This is a genomic window from Staphylococcus sp. HMSC065D05 (genome assembly GCF_001813195.1).
In the GTDB taxonomy this organism is placed as follows: domain Bacteria; phylum Bacillota; class Bacilli; order Staphylococcales; family Staphylococcaceae; genus Staphylococcus; species Staphylococcus epidermidis.
Genome location: NZ_KV811725.1, coordinates 1 through 21,216 on the forward strand (window position 1 = coordinate 1; position 21,216 = coordinate 21,216).

Below are 21,216 nucleotides of genomic sequence, written 5' to 3' on the forward strand. Positions count from 1 at the left end.
ACTGTCTTTGCTTTCTGTACTTGCGGCACTGTCTCTGCTTTCTTTAGTAGATGTTTGATCGCCTACAGTTGTACTATTAGAACTTATTTCTGAAGTTACCGGCGTTTCTGATGCAGCAAACGCTTGATGATCATTTAGCATATTAAAAGTAAAAGCCCCACCAATAACTGCCGATGCTTTCGAAATATTTTTTTTCATATTGTTGCTATTGTTATTCGCATTTACGTCTTCTTTATCTGTAATTTTTTGACCATTGAATGGTAAACCCATTACTCTAAGTAGTTGAATTTCCTTAATACCAGCTTTAATCCAATTTTTACCTGACTTATACAACCTTACTCTTGCTTTTTCTTCATTAAAACTATCTTTAAACTGTTTGATCTTTTTTGTCATATTTCCCTCCATCATTCAATTGAATCATTTAATTGCAATATTACCCATTAACCAAATTTTTTATGTTTCAATATTATCACCGTTGCTTTATAGAAGCAATTCAAATTAAAAAAATAATATAATTAATTTATTTTATTATATTTTATAGATTTATAAAATATACAGTACTTTAATTATATTTAATCAGCAGGCATAATCTCCAATTTTCACGATATCTATATAAAGTAAGAATAAAATATGGTTCTGTTGCAAATTAAAAAAATATAGCCAACCACTAATTTATCATGTCAGTGTTTGCTTAACTTGCTAGCATGATGCTAATTTCGTGGCATGGCGAAAATCCGTAGATCTGAAGAGACCTGCGGTTCTTTTTATATAGAGCGTAAATACATTCAATACCTTTTAAATCATTCTTTCCATATTTATACTTTGATTCCTTGTCTTTCTTATCTTTAATATGAAGGTAATATCGTTTCTTTTACATTCATTTTTAATTACCAAATAGTCTACTCCAAAAACTTTTTTAGACTGATTTTCGTTTCTTATATCCTCTTTACTGTAAGTTATTTAAAGAAGAAAGAAGTTCAGTTGATGATTACAAGTTTACCTATGATGAATGAAGTCATCAGTAACCCATTATTGGATAAGTTTATGAAAGATTTAATCGTTCAAATTTTGGCAATGATTTCAGAACAAGAAAGAAATGAAAGTAAACGTCGACAAGCACAAGGGATTCAAGTCGCGAAAGACAAAGGAATATATAAAGGGCGACCTTTACTCTATTCACCGAATGCGAAAGATCCTCAGAAACGTATCATTATCATCGTGTAGTAGAAATGTTAGAAGAATGCCAAGCAATTAGTAAAATTGCGAAAGAGGTTAATATCACAAGACAAACTGTTTATCGAATTAAACACGATAACAATGAGAGCTTCTGACACTATATTGGCGTCAAATGGAAATATATAGTCGTACATTGTCATTAAATCACTATGGATATTTATATATACTATATATAAATAAAAATTAAAGGTGGTCTTTTAGATGAAAAAAGTAATTTTAATAACAGGCGCAACAAGTGGTATTGGATATGAAACTGCTGCATATTTAGCAAATCAGGGTAATATTGTCTATGGTGCTGGTCGTAGAGTCGAAAATTTGGAAGGTTTAAAAAAAGTTAAACCGATTCAATTAGATATGACAGATGAATCATCAATGCAATTGGTTGTTGATACGATTATTGAAACAGAAGGACGTATTGATGTACTTGTAAATAATGCTGGCTATGGCTCATATGGTGCAATCGAAGATGTAACAATTGAAGAGGCAAAGCAACAATTTGAAGTGAATGTGTTTGGATTAGCACGATTAACACAACTTGTTTTACCACACATGAGAGAACAAAGGTCAGGACGAATAATTAATACGTCATCTATGGGTGGGCGTTTAACTACGTATTTTGGTGCTTGATACCATGCTACAAAATACGCTGTAGAAGCATTTAGTGACGCTTTACGTATGGAAGTTGCAGAATTTGGCATAGATGTATCTGTAATTGAGCCTGGTGGTATTAAGACAGATTGGGGATTCATAGCTGCTGATAAACTGGTTGATTCAGCTAAAGGTGGCGCATATGAAGCAACTGCCTTAAAAACATCAAAAGGTATGAGAAAACAATATAGTTCAAATATGCTTTCTAATCCAATGGTGGTTACAAAAGCGATTTCAAAAGCGATTGACAGCAATAAACCTAAACCACGCTATTTAATAGGATTTGCAGCGAAACCTCTTGTCTTTTTACACGCTATTTTGCCAACAAGATTATTCGATAAAATCATGAAATCTGCGAGTTAAATTAAATAATTAAGAATGAAATATAAGAAAGTAGTAAAATGAAACTAACTATTAGTAAACAATTACAAGCATTTATTGAAAGTTTAGGTATGCGCTTTGAGCAATTTTTAGCAGAATCAGACATACCCAATTATATGTGGAAAGAAGAATTAACAGTTTCAAATGAGCAATATTATAGATTACTACAAACAATGGATAAATATGTCACAGATGAGCAAATATTAGTATTTAGCGATGTAAAAAATATTAATATGTTCATACCACCGATTTTTGCTGCGCTTTCAGCTGAAAACGGTATAGCTGCATTAGAACGTTTGAGTAAATGTAAAAAACTCATAGGTCCTATTAATTTTGAAATAACGCAACATGATCAAACAGTAGCTATTCATTTTTCTTTCTTATATCCCGAACAAGCACTTCCAAAATTTGCGGTATTAAATGAACAATTACTTGTCTTGAGCCTGTTAAGAACTGGCACTGGCAAACAAATAGATCCTATAGCGATTAGTTCTCCGTATAATTATAGTGATATAATAGCTAAAACATTCAATATACATGTCGAACAAACAGATTCAAATTTGCTTGTTTTTAATAGAAAAGATTTAGTACATCCTTTCGCGACATATAATAATGTCATGTGGGAATTTTTAGAAGGTGAATTTAATCATAGATTAGCAGAATTATCTAATAATCAAAAATTCACCTCAACTATTCAATCTATATTATTTAATTTGATACCTAGCGGAAATTTCACATTAGAGGATATCGCTAAAAATATCGGCCTTAAGAAATCTATCTGCTGAAAATACAACATATAAACAACAATTGCAGGAAGTTCAAAAATTAATGGCTATTAATTATATTAAAAATTATCATATAGAAATTGACGAAGTAGCTTATTTAATTGGCTATTCAGAAACGAGTTCATTTTTACGAGCTTTTAAAAAATGGACAGGGCAAACTATCACTGAATTTAAAGAAACTTATTAAAGTGATTTAGAACATAAAGAGAATATAGAGAACGTCATAATGATTTGAAGTGCTTAGATCAACGTACGTATGTGTATATCTTTGATAAAATTTTTTCAATGCAAGTGAGGGCGTTTCACAGCGTCCCAAAATGCATAAAATGTGATGGAATTGACATTTTGATAAAAACACAAGAAAAAAGAGTGCAAGTTAGTACTCTTTTTTTCTACAGTAATTGTTTTATTAATGAAGGTCTTGCATTCCATATTAATTTTTTGTTGGTTAAATTTAATATTAGAGTACGGAATTCTATAGTTCTTTAAAAAATGAATCTAATTTATCAAATGGGATTTTTTCTTTTTTATCATATAAATCACAGTGATCTGCATCAGGTATAATCACTAACTCAGTTTGAGTCGGAATTAAGTTAGCAACCTCTTTAGAATGATATTTAGAGTGTGTATTATCACCAGCAATTAATAAAACTTTCCTATTTACCTTGGCAAAAAGATAAAGGGCTTAGGAGATTTCTCCTAACTATCAAATGCTGTTGCCACGTCAGTAGCTAGCAAATCCAATACTTACCAAACCTCTTTAATGTCGACAAACGCCCTAATATCAGTTCTTATTCTCGTGTTTTGAGTTAACATAAGCTATGATTATCAGAAGTTTGATCCACATAAAAAGACACGCACGATAAGCTTATAAACTGATCGTGCGTGTCTTTTTAATAGAATTAATTACCGAACAAACGCCTCCAGAAACCCTTTTTAGGTGGTTGTTCTACCTTATCATCATAATTATTAGTATTTATTTCTTCAGATAGATTATTATAACTCATTAATTCATCTTCTTCTAATTGATTTTCTAGTTTTTGAATCTTTTTATTACTTTCTAAAGCTAATATTTGTTGATTTTTTTATTCTATTAGCTACTATAACTTCATCTTCGGGAGATAAATAATTTACACTTTCAATCTTTTGAAATTTCACATTTGCTTTTTTAGCATTATTATAAACAGTCATCTTTGTTACGTTTAATTCATCAGCGATTTGCTTCATAATCTTCATATAACGCCTCCATATATTTATATATTATTTATACTTGATATATCAGGGTTTATGTAGGTTTATACGCTATATATAATAGCCTTTTATATATGGGAATATTATTTTGAAATTACATATAAACATACTTATAACTTTTTTATTACCTCTTTTCAAATTCTAAATATACTAATCTGTCTAATGATGCCAAAATAACTTGGTCCATATTGAGAGATCGTTTAGATTTATCTATAAGAAATAACTGGATAGATAAAAATGGAGATATATTTTTTATTTATACCAATGAAAAACTCAAGTCGATATTAAATATTAGTAATCCAAATAAATTATATATTAAAAGACCTGAAGTAACAGAAGCTGACATATACTATATTTCAAAACGAGAAAATAATATAGAAGACCGGTATAACAAGGAGGCTGGAACTTTATGTCCCAGACTCAATTATTGCTATCCAATGAAACTATTAAAATTAATTCATTATTTTAAAATAGTTTTTAACTTCATAATAACCTTAATCACTCTATTATTCAGAAGTTGTCGTATAATTTTTGATTTTCTGTTTTTTAAATATTTAATGTGAAATTGATATGCTTTTTGAACTCCTCTTGGCGATCTTTTTAATGACATTCTTTTATTTTTAGTTTTTAACGGGACTTTTTTTCCTAACAACTTTTGAGAAGCCATTTTATAGCTAATGGCAGGTGCATATTCTATCTCTGGTTCATACAATATGACTGAATCTTTGAGTGGTGCAAAGAATTTAACGATAAAGTCATCTTCAGGATTATTTTTAAAATACTCAACACCAAAATCATAGAAATTACGTTCAACTTCATCTTCATCTATATATTTGTTATTAAAAAATTCTTGTATGAATAGTGGCAATATCTTGTCCATTGCGTCATATAATTGTTTATTATAATTTTTAAAATTTATCACTGGTTCAACTATGTTGTTATTTCTACGATATCCCGGAATGCTCTGATATGGCATATTGGCAAATATAGATTCAATAAATATTAATGATGTCATTTTACTAGTATAGTTATATCTGATTGATGTTCCTACTGTTGGATAAATACTTCTTGCATAGAAGAATATCGTATTAATTGTTTGATCGCTAATGTTATTTAAAAGTCGATCTAAGCAATCTTGCGTGTAACCTCTTCCCCAATATTCGACGAAAGCAAATTTTTCATAGAAATCAATTTCTTGAATTAAATAATCATTCACAATTTTACGTTCTTCATGAGCTTTTTTTAGTAATAAATTTTTGTATTTATTATTATTTTGAGCAGAAACTCTAATTAATTCTTTTGTACTTTTTGTGAATTCAGAACATCCTTTAATATGTTTTAACTGTGGAAATATCTCGTCAAATTCTTGTTCACTGATATGCAACGCACGTAAGGTACTATCAAAGTTCGTTAACCCTGTAAAGTTACCAAAAGGCGAAAAAAACTCTTTGTCCACTTCATTAATAAACGAAGGAATTCTCCAGGCTTTACGAGACCCATATATATACTTAGTTTTGATATTGTATTTTTTCACTGATATTATTTCATCAGCAATTTTTTTAAGTAACTCACCGTCTCTTGATATAAAATAAAGCGTCTTAATATTTTCTTTAATTGCTTTTTTAATAGACCAGCTCACGTATGGTATGAAATAACTACTTATATAACTGTATACATAGTAATTTAATCTACTTTTATCATTTTCACGAAATCTTGCTATTTGTGTTGTAAGTAAGAATGTATCATAGTTCTTATTCTTATTTAAAATTTTATTTTCATACCCATTAAATTTAGTTATTGTATGATGAATAGGTTTGATATTTAACTTTTTAGGAACATTAAAATCTGCATGCTTATTATCCCCATAATGAATCCATTCTGAATAATTGTACTTTAAATCTTCAAACACATCTAAATATAGTGTACTAGTTGATTTTTGATTACCTATATCACTTGATAGATAAAGAGGTAATTCAGTTAATCTAGGGTCTACTTGATATAACATTTCTAAGATAACTTCTTTAGGCAAATACATATCACTTATTAGAATGACGTCTTGATAACTGTCTAATAAGTTATGAAGCACTTTAATTTTATCCTTTTTTGCTTCTACATTTGCTATTTCTGCTTCAATTTCTAAATTATATAGAAGTTGCGCCTGATCATCTGTGAGCTCGTGAATATTTTTAATTCTGTTAATGATATCTATAAATCTTATTTCGATTCTTTTTTCATCACGAATAAATTCAGACTTTTTATAATAATCTCTAACATAGTTTTCTGATTGGATTCTAATACGTGGATAATTTTGTATTACATATATCGGTATATCAGTACTTATTCTTAATAACTTATCTTTAACATAATAGAAAATACCATCTGGTCTTAATGTTTTTCTTTGTATCAACGTATCAAATATATCAAAGCTATATAACTTAGGTAATTGTTTCCTTTTAATACTAAATTTTAAAGTTGTATCTATAATTTTTTCAAAACCATTTTTATCGTCCTGGTCATATTGCCAAAATTCATTTATAATTTCCTTACTTTTCTTTTCGTTAATTTCTATAGCATCAATTTGATCTAGAGCTTTTAATAATTCATCAAAACTTGAAACAATCACACCTGAAGTTTTTTCTTTGTAATCATATACTAAAGTTCTGTTTTCCATATATTTATCATAATCATAAATATATCTAATGAACTTTTTAACTCCTGAAGCTAACATATCGTAATAAATAGATGAGTAATCTAGGATTCCTAAATCTATTTGGTCGAATATTTCATAAATGTCTTTCTTATTATCCCAAAACAAAATATTTGGATGGTTCTCATACATTTTTTTGGCAGTGGTGAAATTCACATCATTTTTAACTAAGTAATGTAATTTTATAATTAGCAAAATATTATTTTTCTTTAAAGTTTTAAGAAGCTTTGCCATATCAGGTATAGCTTCACCAAAAAAATTATTCATCTTATAATCTCTGAAAGTAGGAGCATATAAGACTACTTTAGTTTCAGCATTTAAACCTTTATGCCGCTTAATAGAATAATCAAAAGATCTAAATTCAGCTTTATTAAACATATTCGCTGGATAACCTGCTCGGATGATTTGATCTTCATCTAAATTAAGCATTTTTGTAAAATGTTGTTCCATAAGCGGTGAAGTGACCAAAAATAATTGGTTATTATGGTACATCTCATTATACTTGATATATTTTTTATATGTACGATATCTAATTCCTGGCGAGTCAACAAATCGCTCTATAGGTTTGATACCGACCCCATGCCATAGATTTAGTATGACGACTTCATTTTCAAATTTTACAGGGATATGTTCTTTCACTTGATGTACGACAAATACACCTGCCACGCTTTTAATCTTTTCTGCTTTTTTGGAATGAAATAATTCAGCATTGAATCCTAAACTTTTAACGTAATTTACCACATGAACATTATCACACATCCAATATGCATCGACATCTTTTCTATATTTATTCACATATATGAACAACCATTTAGGATTACCTACAAAGTCATTAGTAGCATTAAATATCCATATTTTTTTATTCCTCATGTTTAACTCAATACCTTTCGTATTTTGTATTGCTTCAGTACACTTCGTCTTTATTTGAAACTTGTAAAACTATTAGTCAGATGAATTATTGATTCTAGTTACAATACTCAACATTATGACAACGCTATAAACCATCTATATTATCACGCATTTATTTTTTAACTATATTATTTTAAAGCATACATTAGCATTTATAAATAATAATTATATTATATCAAATCTTCGCATTATAAATGCATGGTTTTTAAAATATATTTTTGTTTCGAACCATCATATTCACTAACACAAAATGTCCATACTTGTAGAGAATGACATGTTATCAACCTTATAGAACTTTTGATGATATTAAGATTTTGTTAAACAATAAAACTAAGACTTTCTATTTGATATGGCCTAAAATTATTAGATTATCCGAAAAGTTGAACTTAATATGTGAGGTGTTAGAAGAGTTATGAGTTGGTGCTAAAGTTAATAATTAGTTAATGGCATTTGAAACATTTTCTCTATAAAATACTTTGTATTGTACGAGCAAAAGAATATATATAACAAACAATGGAGGACATCATGATTTTAACTATTTTATTTATCTTTTTCTGTATTCGATTCATCAGCTTAAAGATATCTATGCAACACGCAAAACAGCTAAAGGTAGAGGGCGCTGTGGAATATGGTGTGAAAAATTCAAAATATCTAGCCATTACGCATGTATTCATTTACATGAGTGCAGCTATAGAAACATTTATTCATAAGGATACATTTAGTATACTTAACGGCATTGGCTTAATCATATTGATCGTCGCTTATATCATGTTATTTATAGTCATAAAGACACTAGGACGTATTTGGACATTGAAATTATTTATACTGCCAAATCACCCTATTATCAAATCAGGATTATATAAAGTAACAAAACATCCAAACTATTTTTTTAATATCATTCCCGAATTAATCGGTGTATTGCTACTAACACATGCTACATACACAACACTCTTATTAGTTCCATATGCTTATTTCTTAATTGCACGGATTCGTCAAGAAGAGAATTTAATGAATATATAAAATAAAAAGCCTACAATCACGCTACTCAGAACGCACATCTTTAAAGCAACATTTTGAAAAATGCGCTATTTAAACGTACGGACTGTAGGTTTTTAATACAAAGACGTAGATATGCCAGTGATAAGTTTCAGAATTACCATTTGCAAACTGTTCTATTAATGGTGGAGATAGGTGAGCTATTTTTTAGAGTGCTGTATGTCTTACGTCAGACAACCCTCACACTCACCTTTGTTATCTCACACTTCGTCACTCAACCTTTATATTATATAGCCAAACACATGAGTTAGGTAATTTCGTTTGTTTTAATTTGATACACATGTATGTTATAAGCAGGTTTTGATTTACAGTGTGAAAGATGAGCAAACATAAATTTAGAACACCTTCACTTTATAATGAAGTGTGCTCCGAAGTGTTTTAACAATCTCATTTTCTTATCTATGACTTCACCAAAATCATCTTCTTTTGTCACTGTACTTTGTTAAATTTTAGAATCTAAAACATTTTTTTAAAATAAATCTTGAAATCTATCTTGATCAAAAATAATTTTTCAATATTTCATCCGTTGAAATAATAAATTTCATCCTCCACAACACCGACATAATACTTACAAATAGAATAATCAAACATATTTCGACATAACAACGGTCTTATACCTTTAAACAACTCTTCTTTTACTTTTATAGAATCAAGTATTGTATACGTTTCTAGTATTCACTCAACTTGTTCATTTTTTGTCTTTATGTCTCACTATCGCACATATCTCCCTTATTCAATTAAATCGCACCTCCTTCCTATTTCCTATAAAAAACACCCCGTAACATTAGATATTCTAACTAATGCTACGAGGTGCACACATCATGTCATTATTTCGTGACATATCATTCTATTTTTTAAATACTTATCTATTTAAATGTAAATTTTTAGAAGTTTCACGACGTGTTTCTCTCATTAATTTTTCGTCATTAATTAATGAACGACCGTATGTTGGTACCATTTCTTTAACAACAGGTTCCCATGCTTCTTTATCATCAGCAAAGTTTTTCTCTAAAACTTCTAATACAACTGATAATGATGTTGAAGCCCCTGGAGATTCACCTAATAATGCAATCATAGAATTGTCGTCTGAATTGACAACTTCAGTACCAAATACTACGAAACCTTTACCGTGTTGTTCACTATCTTTGATTACTTGAACACGTTTACCAGCAGTATAAAGTTCCCAATCTTCATCTTTAGCATCAGGAATAAATGTTCTTAAATAGTTCATACAACCTTCTTTAGTTTTGATCATTTGATCAATTGAATATTTAATTAAAGGTACATTTTTAACTGCTGAAGCCAACATTGTAGTAATGTTATATGGTTTGATTGATTCGAATAAGTCTAAATTTGAACCGAATTTCAAGAATTTAGGGCCGATATTCGCATATGGACCAAATAATAATGTTTGTTTACCATTGATATAACGTGTATCAAGGTGTGGTACAGTCATTGGTGGCTTACCTTGAGGTTCTTTACTGTAAACTTTAGCCGCATGTTGTTTAATAATATCTGGGTTTGTACATCTTAAGAATTGACCACTGATTGGGAAACCACCTAGGTGTTCTCTTTGTTTAACGCCAGATTTTTGTAATAACGGAATAGAGTGACCGCCAGCACCAATAAACACTTTATCTGCTATTTTAGTTACTTTTTCTTTTGTTTCTCTATTTTCAACGACAACTTCCCATTTGCCATCTTCTCTTTGTGTTAAATCTACAACATCATGATTGTATTTTAATGAAACATTAGATTTTTGTTCTAAGTAATGTGCTAACTTACGCGTTAATGCACCATAGTTCACATCTGTACCTTCATCAATTTTACTTGCTGCCATTTGATGTCCTGGCTCACGGTTTTCCATCATTAATGGCATCCATTTTCTCATTGTTTCCATGTCTTCTGTATATTCAATATTATCGAACATTGGAATTGTTCTAAGTGTTTCATAACGTTTTCTTAAAAAGTTAACGTTTGTTGGTCCCATAACGAAACTGATATGAGGTAATGGTTGGATAAATTCTTCAGGATTAGAAATATCACCATTTTTAACTAAATTACCCCAGAATTGTCTAGATAATTCGAATTGCTCATTAATTTCTTGCGCTTTAGATGCATCAATTGAACCATCATCTTGTTCAACTGTATAGTTTAATTCACATAATGCCGCATGGCCTGTCCCAGCATTATTATTTTCATTTGAACTTTCAATACCAGCGCCTTCTAGTCTTTCAAACATATCGATATGCCAGTTAGGACTTACTTTTGAAAGCATTGTCGCTACTGACGTACCAATAATTCCTGCACCTACAACAACGATGTTTTTATGATTTGCTTCACTCATGTACATGTTCCTTTCTAAATTTATATATTAAAATAGTACATATATAGACTTTACCACTTTAAACATATATTAAACAAATAAGCGCAAAAGGCTCACTAATCATTTATTTAAAAGTTGTAGTCAGCTATGTGAGTTTTATGGTAATATCATCATGCGTAAAAATTCGAGATTTTTATTATAAAGAAGGTTTAAATAAATCATGAAAGAAAATTTTTGGAGTACATTGCCACGTCCGTTTTTTATTCTGGCACCTATGGAAGACGTGACAGATATTGTCTTTCGGCATGTTGTCAGTGAAGCAGCGAGACCAGATGTATTTTTTACTGAATTTACCAATACTGAGAGTTACTGCCACCCTGAAGGTATTCATAGTGTGCGCGGACGCTTAACTTTTAGTGACGACGAACAGCCAATGGTAGCGCATATCTGGGGCGATAAACCAGAACAATTCCGAGAAATGAGTATCGGCTTAGCAGAAATGGGCTTTAAAGGTATAGATTTAAATATGGGTTGTCCTGTCGCAAATGTTGCGAAAAAAGGTAAAGGATCCGGCTTAATTCTACGACCTGAAACGGCAGCCGAAATCATTCAAGCTTCTAAAGCGGGTGGTCTACCGGTCAGTGTAAAAACACGTTTAGGTTATTACGATATCGATGAATGGCGAGACTGGTTAAAACACGTCTTCGAACAAGATATCGCAAATTTATCCATTCATCTACGTACCCGTAAAGAGATGAGTAAAGTAGATGCACACTGGGAATTAATCGAAGCTATCAAGACATTACGTGATGAAATTGCGCCAAATACACTATTAACTATCAATGGTGATATCCCCGATAGACAAACTGGTCTAGAACTCGCAAATAAATATGGTATTGATGGCATTATGATTGGTAGAGGGATCTTCCATAACCCATTCGCATTTGAAAAGGAACCACGCGAACATTCAAGCAAAGAATTATTAGGTTTATTACGCTTGCATCTCTCTTTATTTGAAAAATATGATAAAGATGAATCCCGACACTTCAAAAGTTTACGCAGATTCTTCAAAATCTACGTACGCGGCATTAGAGGCGCTAGCGAACTCCGCCATCAATTAATGAACACCCAATCTATTGCCGAAGCAAGAGAACTACTCGATACTTTTGAAGCACGTATGGATGCACGATCAGAAGTATAAGCATGCGAGCGGTAAATATAATAAATAATAAATGAACCTCCCCCTGTTGAGTCAGAGGGAGGTTGTTTAATATTTAGTAGTAGTAAATCTCGAGCAATTTACAAAAGTGGCATAAAAATAAGTTTTAGACTGATCACTTAAACATATAGTGGGCCAAAAAGTAAATGAGCAAACTGTTAAATATAGTCCATGTTTTTATACAAAATATAGAATGATGAACATATATTGAACATCATGAGTTTCAAGTTAAACTGAACAATATTATGATAAATTAAATATAAGGAGCAAATATTTCATTAGAAATAAGGTGCATATCAATGAAAAAATTGATTTTTATAGTTGCTATTCTCTTTATCCAAGCCTGTAGTTATGTTGTTATTAACTTTTTCTTCTTCGACATGTGGGCGATTCACTCAAGTGAACAACAATTAAATCAATCCATACAACATCATGACACAAAGCAACTTCATAAGATTGCTAAGGATAAACAGACATATCAATTTTTAACAACCATAAAGAAAGCCGAGTTCGAAAATGCGACAGATAACCAAGGGGGTGGGCCTATTGGTTATTATCGTTTAGATATTAATCAAAAACCCGCAGGACTTACAATCAATATTAAATATAACTTCCTTCCAGAAAAGACAACTATTCAATCAATAAAGTTATATCAATAAAAATTTATAAAGAAAGGACTATAGCCTAAATAAATGTCTAATGGATTCTTAACATATAGTCAGTTGGTGACAAAATTAAAAATTCTTATTTCAAATTTGATTCATCAGTAGGCTGATTAGGTATCAGGATGTTACTTGATGACGCAATAATATTAATTAAGCGTGTTTATGAAGAATAATAGTGTTGATATTGTACACAAAAAAGGAGTGAATGAATTGGAAAATTTAGGTTCTTTGTTACCTATTGCATGTGCTTTATTTGTAATATTTGTTGTACCGTATTTTGATAAGAAAAAGAAGTGAAGTTGAATATAAAGTACAGGTATAACATAAGTTGAGCCAAAGTACAGTTAATGAATATACCTTGGCTTATTTTAATACCAAGCATTTAGTATATTGAACGTGACATTAAACAACCTTTCTAACTCAATTTGAACTTGCAACATAAACACTGAGAGACTCGATATTTACATTAGAAATGTCTTTATCATCTCTATTTATTCTATTTCCTTGTAAATGTATTTTCATAAATCTCATACACAATTTATATTTTTATATAGAAAAACGTTTAGAAACAACACGTTTCTAAACGCTTTAAACGCCTGTCATTTAATTAGACATTTGTTGTTCTTTAATTTTATTTCCATTTTGATCAAGTTTAATAATTTTATTTTTCTCACTCTTATAAGTACCCATAATTTCACCATCATGATTACGGTAATGAACTGTCCAATTACCATCGTCATTGATTCTAATATTGTCCCATAGATAAGTTTTATTATCTAACTTACCATCAAAGTCACTTATTTTTTCATAAATTTGACTTCTCATATGTGCCATCGTATTTGCAGAATTTTTATCAGGATCATCAGCTTTTTGAGCTGCTCCACTATCAACAATCTCTATTTTATTCTTCATTTCTTCCAATGAGCGATTGTCTTTATTATCTTCATACAATTGACTAATATCTAACTCCTTGCCATTATTTAATAATGTTTGATAATCAATCAGTGCGCCTTGCGTACTACCTATAAATATTTTATTTTTATTTACACCAATAATTGAAGCGAACTGTCCTTTAGACGGATAAACTTGATAAAATTTCATATCCTTTGGCGCATTTTTCATCGAATCAGCTTTTTCTAACATCAATTGTTCCATTTGTTTCTTCTCTGTTTCATTTCCTTTTTGATAATCATACACGCCTGTCAACACTTCGTTTTTAGTTAACATATATTTTTCTACTCCATCCGCATAAAATGCTAATGCTAACCTTTCTTTTTCTGACAATTGAGTTGAAGCCTTATTATCATTCTCTTGCTTATGATGTTGTTCTTTGTTCTCTTTATTTGCCTTTGAAGTTTGCTTTGTTTCTTCTTTCTTATCTTTAGTATCAGTCTTATCACCTGAATTACAACCAGCCAAAACTAAAAATGCCGTTAAACTTAACACCAGAATTCTTTTCAATTTAAAGACCCCTTTCTAAAAATATAAATATTAACATTAATATAAATTAAATCTTTACATTAATCAATATAGTTCAAAAAGCATCATTTTATATATCTTTTATAAAAATTATATATGAAAAATCCAAAAATAGGTAATTAATACACTTCTTAGACTAAATATTTAAGTCTTTAATAAACCAATACATTGTATGAGATAATATAGGTTGTTACTATATAGTTTCACCTAAAAACATGATGCCTATAGTAAAATCAGAGGTCAAAACTCAACTTAAAAATTTAAGCGTAAAGGAGCATACATATGGCAACTGTTACACAAAGAGTTAAGCAAGTAAAACAACCTCGCGGAGGCTATTTTAAAATGAACATAATAACTTTATAGATCTTATTTTTGTAATAAGCTATTAGAGTTAACATAATAGGACGTTATCAAAATCAAATAAACATCTATTGTAGAAAATCATTTTTATTAATATTTATAATTTATGATTTGATTTCTCGATACGTGCGTCTAATATCGTGAATAAATAAACAATTTTATTATGTAAGCTATTGATATGGTAACCTCAAATTATGAGTTGTTGAACTACATTTATGTCAAAAAAGAAAGTCTTGATCTTTATTAGTATCATATTAATCATTTTTGGAGGTGTCTATCTCAAAATGAAATATGACGAAAAAGCAAAACAAAAAGAAATCTACTACAAAGAGCAACAAGAACGTATCACGCTTTATCTTAAATACAACACCAAAAAACCTAATACTATCAAATCTGTCCATTTCACAAGTTTAAAACAGGGACCAATGGGTGACGCTGTTATTGAAGGCTATATCAATAACAATAAAAAAGATGATTTTGTTGCATTTGCATCACCTGAAAACAATTATCAATTTGGAGGCGGACTTACAGCAGACGTTAAAATATTTAAATTACTTAAATCGGCTAATGAATCTAAATCACCCGATGAAATCAAAAAAGATTTAGACAAAAAGAAAGAACATTAAAAATTTATACTGAACCACAAGAAGTATAATTTAGTGTAATATTTTAAAGGCTTGTCTTCTACAATTTTTTAGGAGGCAAGCCTTTGATGTTTTTATTCTTACTTTGATTTTTAAACCATTTAAATATTCTTGAAAAACTTTAAATTTAAAATAAAATTTATCATATTCAATCATAAAAAACACCCCACAAAGATAGATTTTAGTCCAACTTCTGGAGTGCACATCATAATAAGTGAGTTTTTTTTAATTCATTTACGTTTAATAGTGCCTTCTTGTCTTTGCTTAATCAATAAGTAGACAGCATTTGCTATTCCTAACAAAGTCCAAATTATTGATAAATAAATATTATCAAAACTATAGATTTTAGGCATGAGTATTAAAAACATAATATTTAATATTAATGATATACGATGAAGCTTACCAAAATGATTCATTTGAATAACTTATCCCCTCTTCATTTATTACTTTATTAAAAATTTTGCTTTATTCCAATTGTATCATTGGCATTGAACTTTAAAAGTCATAAAACTAAAAATCTTTTCTCAATCCATATGTGTTTGAATATTTTCCAGACCATCCATCAAGCAAAATTGAAGTGCTTAGAAAATAAAAGTTGAAAAATACAAAGAAGAATTAATGTTAAGTATATAAAAAACAACGCTAGCTTTTAATATGCTAACGTTGTCAATTTCCTGGGAAATCAATTTTCTTTTTCTAAATTTTTAATTTCGACAGTTGAATATACTTTTACTCTATTTCTTCCCCGTTTTCATCGTATTTTGTAACTTCACCATCAGATGTCACAATATAAGAACCTTCGAGGTTGCCTTCCTTATCTAAAATAGAAAAGCCCCAATCTCCGTCTTCGTTCTGTTCGGGTTCTTTAAATGTATATGTATCAGTATCTAATGGGTGACCTTCATACGCTTCAACTTTATCTATCACATTACTACGTGTAACTTTATCATCATTAGATGTATCACTATCACTGTTAGACGTCCCTTCATCTGACGTGTTAGATTCACTTGAATTTGATGATTGACTTTGTGTAAACGCAATTTGATTTGCTATATCTTTATAATTTGAACTTTTACCGTATTTATTTAATAGTTCATGTAAATCTAATTCTCTTGCTGCTTCCGAATGCGCATATTGTTGATATGTTCCTGAACTTTGTGTGCCTGCAATTAATACCTTTTCATTACCAATACCGATAAGCGTCACAAATGATCCTTTAGATGGTTTTGCAGTATAGAATTTCATATCACTAGGCGCACCTTCTACTTTTGTTGGTAATGCTTCCAACTGATACGTATGAATACTTTTACGTTCGCCTCCACCGTTATAGTTTGCATAAAATGAATGATTTCTTAATTCACTTGCGTTAACGGCATATTGAGAAACTGAGGGATCATTGATAGCTAATGCTACTTTTTGCGATTGAGTTAAATCCTCGACTCTATCTCTAGACTCATTGTTATTACTTGAATGACCATTATTAGAATTTGAATTTTTATTATTTGAAGCTTGCTCGGTTTGAGTGTTACTATTTTCTGATTGTTTCTCAGTCTGATGCTGTCCTACCAAATCTCCAAAATCGCATCCTGCAAGTAATGTTGTTACTGTAATTGCTCCGATTGCTAACACATGTTTTTTCATTTCGTTTCTCTCCTTTAAAAAAATGAAAATTTAATAATGAAGATATTGCTCTTAAATATAATCCGCAGTCGTTGTCTATATTAGAAGATACTTTTATTAATTTAACTTGAAATCATCAACACTACAGTAAAATTTCTTATCTATCATCCGTCAATCAAAGCATCAAAAATCAACAATTTAATTATCATTTCAAACTTCTATATATAATTTACTCTTATTAAAAAATAGTGCGATATATAAATTATCTCAAATATTTTCATTTTAGAAAAGAAGATATTGTAAAAAATCTATACTTTGCATCAAACATTATTTCATCTATCATAATAAAATAACTTAATTTGGAAATTTCATTTAGTATGGGTTATCAACCAAATTTTTGAATATCTTTATTTAAAGTGGTATTTAATAGCAATAAGGCATGTGTATGAATACATTTATTACCAAATGATTATGTTATATTGATGATAAAATTATTATTGAGGTAAGGTGAAAGAATGAATTTGAAAATCAGAAAAGAGAAACGAGAAGATTATTCATTTACAGAAAGACTTATAAAGGAAGCCTTTGCTCATGAAACGTATAGTGATCATAATGAACATAAATTAGTAGCAAAACTAAGACAATCAGATACATTTGTACCAGATTTATCATTAATTGCCCTCGATAAAAATAAAATAATAGGACAAATTTTATTATCTAAAATTTCCATTGTTAGCGGTAAAAACTCAACAGGGTCACTAGCTTTAGCACCCGTTTCTGTGCTATCTGCTTATCAAAACAAAGGTGTAGGTCGACAGTTAATACAAAAGGCTTTAGAAACAGCAAAGAACCTTAATTTTGAGTCAGTCATTGTATTGGGACACTCTGACTATTATCCTAAATTCGGGTTTAAAAAAGCATCTAACTGGAATATAGAGGCACCCTTTGACGTTCCAAAAGATACATTAATGGCGATGGAATTAAAAGAACATGCTTTGGATAATGTTTCTGGCGTAATCCATTATCCAAACGCTTTTTTTGAGTCATAAAGAGATTTTACTCAACCCAAATAACCTTAAGTAAACTTTTGCGTGGCAATAATGTATGCGTTTGACTACAACACCTTTTACACAGCACCCATAAATTAAGTTATGCTTGTATAATGTACACTTAAATCTTTTGTGATTGTAGCATTAACTGTTTCCGCGCTCTTCATAATAAAAATAAAGCATCCTTCACTTTGCGATGAGGGATGCTTTATGAATTTTCACATAAAAAATGAATCTGCAGACTATTCTTTTTTATTCAATTCTTTATCAAGTTTTACAAGTGTTGGTTTCGGAATATGAATGCCTTCTTCACTAAAGTATTGTATGACCTCTTTACGAAGCAAACGTTGTCCTGGAAAATGCATTCCAGGCTTAACATGTGCTAAAAGTTTAATCACCATTTCATTGCCATCAACACTATCTAAACCAAGTAAATCTGGTGCAGATACAAATATGTCATATTTATTCTTTAATGTAGGTAAAAATGTTAATAATTTCTCTTCTATCACTTTATAATTCTCATTTGGAGAAATCGGTATCATCACAATAGGTGAAACATCTGTAGCAGAATAATTAACTATTTCACTAATCATACCATTAGGTAATGTATAAATTTCTCCAGTATCTGATTGTATACGCGTTGATCTTAAACCAATCGTTTTAACCGTACCTTCAGCAATTGTTACCCCAGATGCATTAATTTGAACATAATCACTTACATCAAACTGTCCTTCAAATATGATAAAGAAACCAGTAATAATGTCTTTTACAATTGTTTGTGCTCCGAAACCAACGGCAACACCAACAACTCCAGCTCCTGCTAAAATTGCTGATACACTAATACCGAAACGTGAAAGTATTGACGTAAGGACAATAAACCATACGACATAACTTATTAAATTTTGAATCAATGTGGATAGTGTTTCACTTCTCTTAATTTTATGACGGTTCTTTTTCTTTTCATTAACGTTGAAAAATTTAGTAACTAACTTTCTTGATATCGCAATTACAATCACACCCATCAAGATATAAGCAAGTATAATTAAAAGATTAACCAAAAGATTTTGATAGAACTCTATTTTCATCATTGGCTCAAATAGTTTATATAATGTGTCCTTAAACTGACTCATAATAACAACATGACCTCCTATTGTTAAAACAATTAATATTTTCAATGTATAAATCTTTATAGATAATGAGCAGTAAGTCATTTCTAAATATAACACTTATAAATAAACATAGCACCCTTCACTTTTTGATGAAGGATGCTTTATGAATTTCTATATAAAAAATCATCTTAAGAGTACTGATTTTTTAGTCACTTCCAAGTGTAATCATAAAACCATCCATCGAATGACCTTTGACATTTTTTCAAACTATTATTATTCGCATTTTCAATTTCAGAACTGATTTTGGATACTGCGCTGGTTTATTCATAGTTGCTAGTTATATTACCTGGTTATATTTTATATTCAGTACTGTTCATGATTCATCACGCTCAGTCGGTTTAAAATTAATACTATCCGTAAAAAAGATGTTTTCTTTCTTATTCTCTACAAAGGTAAATTCTAGGTCTCTATGACCTACGGATGATCCTTTTAAGTCGCCATCCCCTTTTAACAATAACTTAGGGGCTTGATTGGTTGGAATATTATATCTTTTTCTTAATTGTTTAACATTATTATCATTATTGTTCAATTGATATTGCGCTGAGTAACTTGGCACATTAGGATTGTAAGATATCTCTCCGTCTTTATAATCTTTTAAGTTTTTAAAATTGCCATATTGCACAAAAAAATTTGAAGTTTTCAATTTCTTTTTTTAATTTATCATCAGATATTGGCTTTGTTGGAATAATTTTATTGTTTTCCATTTTTACAGGGTATTTCTTTTCATTCTCTATCGGTCTACCATTACTATCATCTTTTATCTCATCTATTAAAAAATACCCTTTGGCTGTTCTAGTGTTGCGATTGATATAGAGAACCATACCTCTTGAGGTCATAATTTTACCTTTTGGCTGTTTTGTCATTTCAGACCTAATAATCCAAGTTCCTTTATCTCCTTTATCAAATTCTTCATCTCGAAAACCTTCTTTATCATAAAAGTCTTCTAGATTTTTAGTAGGATACACGTTTAACATCTTATTAAAGTTTTGTTTGATTTCCGTTTCTTTACTATCTTCTTTATTTATAAAACCACATCCTCCAATAAAAATCGTTAAAATTAATAAACTTATGTATATAGTTACTTTCTTGAGATAACGCATTGGCTCACATCTTTCCGATTTTACTTGATTTATACTTTTACAAAATGCATCACTTTAATACGCTTCTAAATTAATTAGTCCATATTATTCTTTAAATTATTACTTATTGAATCCAATTCAAAGATTTTAAAAACTACCAAATCGTCTTTAGTTAAACTTTTAAAATTTTTACTGAAAGCGTGGTAGTGTCTCATTGTTTATGTTAGCAGTGCTATTCTTCAGCTTTCATCTCTTTTATGATTTGCATTTTCTATTTCATAACTTATTTTAGATACCGAACTTGTTTATTCAGAGTTGCTTGTTATATTACCTGGTTTTATTTTATATTCAGTACTGTTCATGATTCATCACGCTCAGTCGGTTTGAAGTTAATACTATCTGTAAAATAGATATTTTCTTCATTGTTTTCTACGAAGGTGAATTCTAGGTCTTTACGACCTACAGATGACCCTTTTAAGTCGCCATCCCCTTTTAACAATAATTTAGGTGCTTTTTTAGTTGGGATGTCATATCTTTTTCTTAATTGTTTCACGTTATAGTCATTATTACTCAATTGATATTTCGCAGAATAACTAGGTACATTAGGATTGTAAGATATCTCTCCGTCTTTAT

General features: G+C 29.9%; 15 protein-coding genes and 6 pseudogenes. 10 read left to right on the forward strand and 11 right to left on the reverse strand.

The window, feature by feature from the left end; all coding sequences use genetic code 11:
• Together HMPREF2897_RS01305 and HMPREF2897_RS12030 are read right to left on the reverse strand one after the other, a co-directional pair.
• A partial coding sequence (locus tag HMPREF2897_RS01305) for a KxYKxGKxW signal peptide domain-containing protein (protein ID WP_176744849.1) occupies nucleotides 1–393 on the reverse strand: 393 nt, incomplete at its 3' end.
• Nucleotides 394–691: 298 nt separating this feature from the next.
• Nucleotides 692–849: pseudogene (locus tag HMPREF2897_RS12030) on the reverse strand (IS6 family transposase); the annotation flags it as partial.
• Between the two features lie 99 nt (nucleotides 850–948).
• Here HMPREF2897_RS12030 and HMPREF2897_RS01310 point away from each other — a divergent pair.
• From HMPREF2897_RS01310 to HMPREF2897_RS13075, 4 genes and pseudogenes are all read left to right on the forward strand, one after another.
• Nucleotides 949–1,331: pseudogene (locus HMPREF2897_RS01310) on the forward strand (helix-turn-helix domain-containing protein); the annotation flags it as partial.
• 106 nt (nucleotides 1,332–1,437) lie between these two features.
• Nucleotides 1,438–2,247: pseudogene (locus tag HMPREF2897_RS01315) on the forward strand (oxidoreductase).
• A 38-nt stretch (nucleotides 2,248–2,285) separates the two neighbouring features.
• Nucleotides 2,286–3,050, forward strand: a complete 765-nt coding sequence (locus tag HMPREF2897_RS01320) for an AraC family transcriptional regulator ligand-binding domain-containing protein (protein ID WP_002475351.1) — start codon at nucleotides 2,286–2,288, stop codon at nucleotides 3,048–3,050.
• Nucleotides 3,051–3,093: 43 nt separating this feature from the next.
• On the forward strand, nucleotides 3,094–3,237 hold the full coding sequence (locus tag HMPREF2897_RS13075) for a helix-turn-helix domain-containing protein (protein ID WP_002447545.1): 144 nt from the start codon (nucleotides 3,094–3,096) through the stop codon (nucleotides 3,235–3,237).
• A 715-nt stretch (nucleotides 3,238–3,952) separates the two neighbouring features.
• Here the strand turns inward: HMPREF2897_RS13075 and HMPREF2897_RS13245 are convergent.
• A pseudogene (locus HMPREF2897_RS13245) lies at nucleotides 3,953–4,286 on the reverse strand (hypothetical protein).
• 134 nt (nucleotides 4,287–4,420) lie between these two features.
• Here HMPREF2897_RS13245 and HMPREF2897_RS13085 point away from each other — a divergent pair.
• A pseudogene (locus HMPREF2897_RS13085) lies at nucleotides 4,421–4,699 on the forward strand (replication initiator protein A); the annotation flags it as partial.
• Between the two features lie 62 nt (nucleotides 4,700–4,761).
• Here the strand turns inward: HMPREF2897_RS13085 and HMPREF2897_RS01335 are convergent.
• Nucleotides 4,762–7,878: a CDP-glycerol glycerophosphotransferase family protein gene (locus HMPREF2897_RS01335; RefSeq protein ID WP_070592466.1), complete on the reverse strand. Its 3,117-nt coding sequence runs from the start codon at nucleotides 7,876–7,878 to the stop codon at nucleotides 4,762–4,764.
• Nucleotides 7,879–8,442: 564 nt separating this feature from the next.
• Between HMPREF2897_RS01335 and HMPREF2897_RS01340 the strand changes: the two genes are divergently transcribed.
• Nucleotides 8,443–8,937 (forward strand): isoprenylcysteine carboxyl methyltransferase family protein, encoded by a 495-nt coding sequence (locus HMPREF2897_RS01340; RefSeq protein ID WP_058703107.1) that lies wholly within the window; start codon nucleotides 8,443–8,445, stop codon nucleotides 8,935–8,937.
• 898 nt (nucleotides 8,938–9,835) lie between these two features.
• Here the strand turns inward: HMPREF2897_RS01340 and lqo are convergent.
• Nucleotides 9,836–11,320: an L-lactate dehydrogenase (quinone) gene (gene lqo / locus HMPREF2897_RS01345; RefSeq protein ID WP_002497178.1), complete on the reverse strand. Its 1,485-nt coding sequence runs from the start codon at nucleotides 11,318–11,320 to the stop codon at nucleotides 9,836–9,838.
• 199 nt (nucleotides 11,321–11,519) lie between these two features.
• Here lqo and HMPREF2897_RS01350 point away from each other — a divergent pair, with 199 nt between their 5' ends.
• Both HMPREF2897_RS01350 and HMPREF2897_RS01355 read left to right on the forward strand, forming a co-directional pair.
• The gene (locus HMPREF2897_RS01350) at nucleotides 11,520–12,500 is read left to right on the forward strand and encodes a tRNA dihydrouridine synthase (RefSeq protein ID WP_070592471.1); all 981 of its coding nucleotides are present in this window, start codon (nucleotides 11,520–11,522) and stop codon (nucleotides 12,498–12,500) included.
• Nucleotides 12,501–12,817: 317 nt separating this feature from the next.
• Complete coding sequence (locus HMPREF2897_RS01355; RefSeq protein WP_002487258.1) at nucleotides 12,818–13,177, forward strand: hypothetical protein; 360 nt, start codon at nucleotides 12,818–12,820, stop codon at nucleotides 13,175–13,177.
• 609 nt (nucleotides 13,178–13,786) lie between these two features.
• Here the strand turns inward: HMPREF2897_RS01355 and HMPREF2897_RS01360 are convergent.
• Nucleotides 13,787–14,644 carry a hypothetical protein gene (locus HMPREF2897_RS01360; RefSeq protein ID WP_049382997.1) on the reverse strand — a complete coding sequence of 286 codons (858 nt, stop codon included), beginning with the start codon at nucleotides 14,642–14,644 and terminating at the stop codon, nucleotides 13,787–13,789.
• Between the two features lie 593 nt (nucleotides 14,645–15,237).
• Between HMPREF2897_RS01360 and HMPREF2897_RS01365 the strand changes: the two genes are divergently transcribed.
• Nucleotides 15,238–15,648, forward strand: coding sequence for a DUF1433 domain-containing protein (locus HMPREF2897_RS01365; RefSeq protein WP_010959355.1), 411 nt, complete (start codon nucleotides 15,238–15,240; stop codon nucleotides 15,646–15,648).
• Nucleotides 15,649–15,896: 248 nt separating this feature from the next.
• On the opposite strand, the gene HMPREF2897_RS01375 is transcribed toward HMPREF2897_RS01365, so the two are convergent.
• Both HMPREF2897_RS01375 and HMPREF2897_RS01380 read right to left on the reverse strand, forming a co-directional pair.
• The gene (locus HMPREF2897_RS01375; RefSeq protein ID WP_002474927.1) at nucleotides 15,897–16,082 is read right to left on the reverse strand and encodes a hypothetical protein; all 186 of its coding nucleotides are present in this window, start codon (nucleotides 16,080–16,082) and stop codon (nucleotides 15,897–15,899) included.
• Between the two features lie 313 nt (nucleotides 16,083–16,395).
• Nucleotides 16,396–17,307 carry a hypothetical protein gene (locus HMPREF2897_RS01380; protein ID WP_002497173.1) on the reverse strand — a complete coding sequence of 304 codons (912 nt, stop codon included), beginning with the start codon at nucleotides 17,305–17,307 and terminating at the stop codon, nucleotides 16,396–16,398.
• A gap of 494 nt (nucleotides 17,308–17,801) precedes the next feature.
• Here HMPREF2897_RS01380 and HMPREF2897_RS01385 point away from each other — a divergent pair, with 494 nt between their 5' ends.
• Entirely contained in the window at nucleotides 17,802–18,335 is a 534-nt protein-coding gene (locus tag HMPREF2897_RS01385; RefSeq protein ID WP_002447558.1) for a GNAT family N-acetyltransferase, read from the forward strand.
• Nucleotides 18,336–18,577: 242 nt separating this feature from the next.
• Here the strand turns inward: HMPREF2897_RS01385 and HMPREF2897_RS01390 are convergent, their stop codons facing one another.
• From HMPREF2897_RS01390 to HMPREF2897_RS01400, 3 genes and pseudogenes are all read right to left on the reverse strand, one after another.
• Nucleotides 18,578–19,465: a mechanosensitive ion channel family protein gene (locus HMPREF2897_RS01390; RefSeq protein WP_002497171.1), complete on the reverse strand. Its 888-nt coding sequence runs from the start codon at nucleotides 19,463–19,465 to the stop codon at nucleotides 18,578–18,580.
• A gap of 352 nt (nucleotides 19,466–19,817) precedes the next feature.
• Nucleotides 19,818–20,604 (reverse strand): annotated as a pseudogene (locus tag HMPREF2897_RS01395) (tandem-type lipoprotein).
• A gap of 337 nt (nucleotides 20,605–20,941) precedes the next feature.
• On the reverse strand, nucleotides 20,942–21,216 hold a 275-nt coding region (locus HMPREF2897_RS01400), incomplete at its 5' end, for a Csa1 family protein (RefSeq protein WP_141751272.1).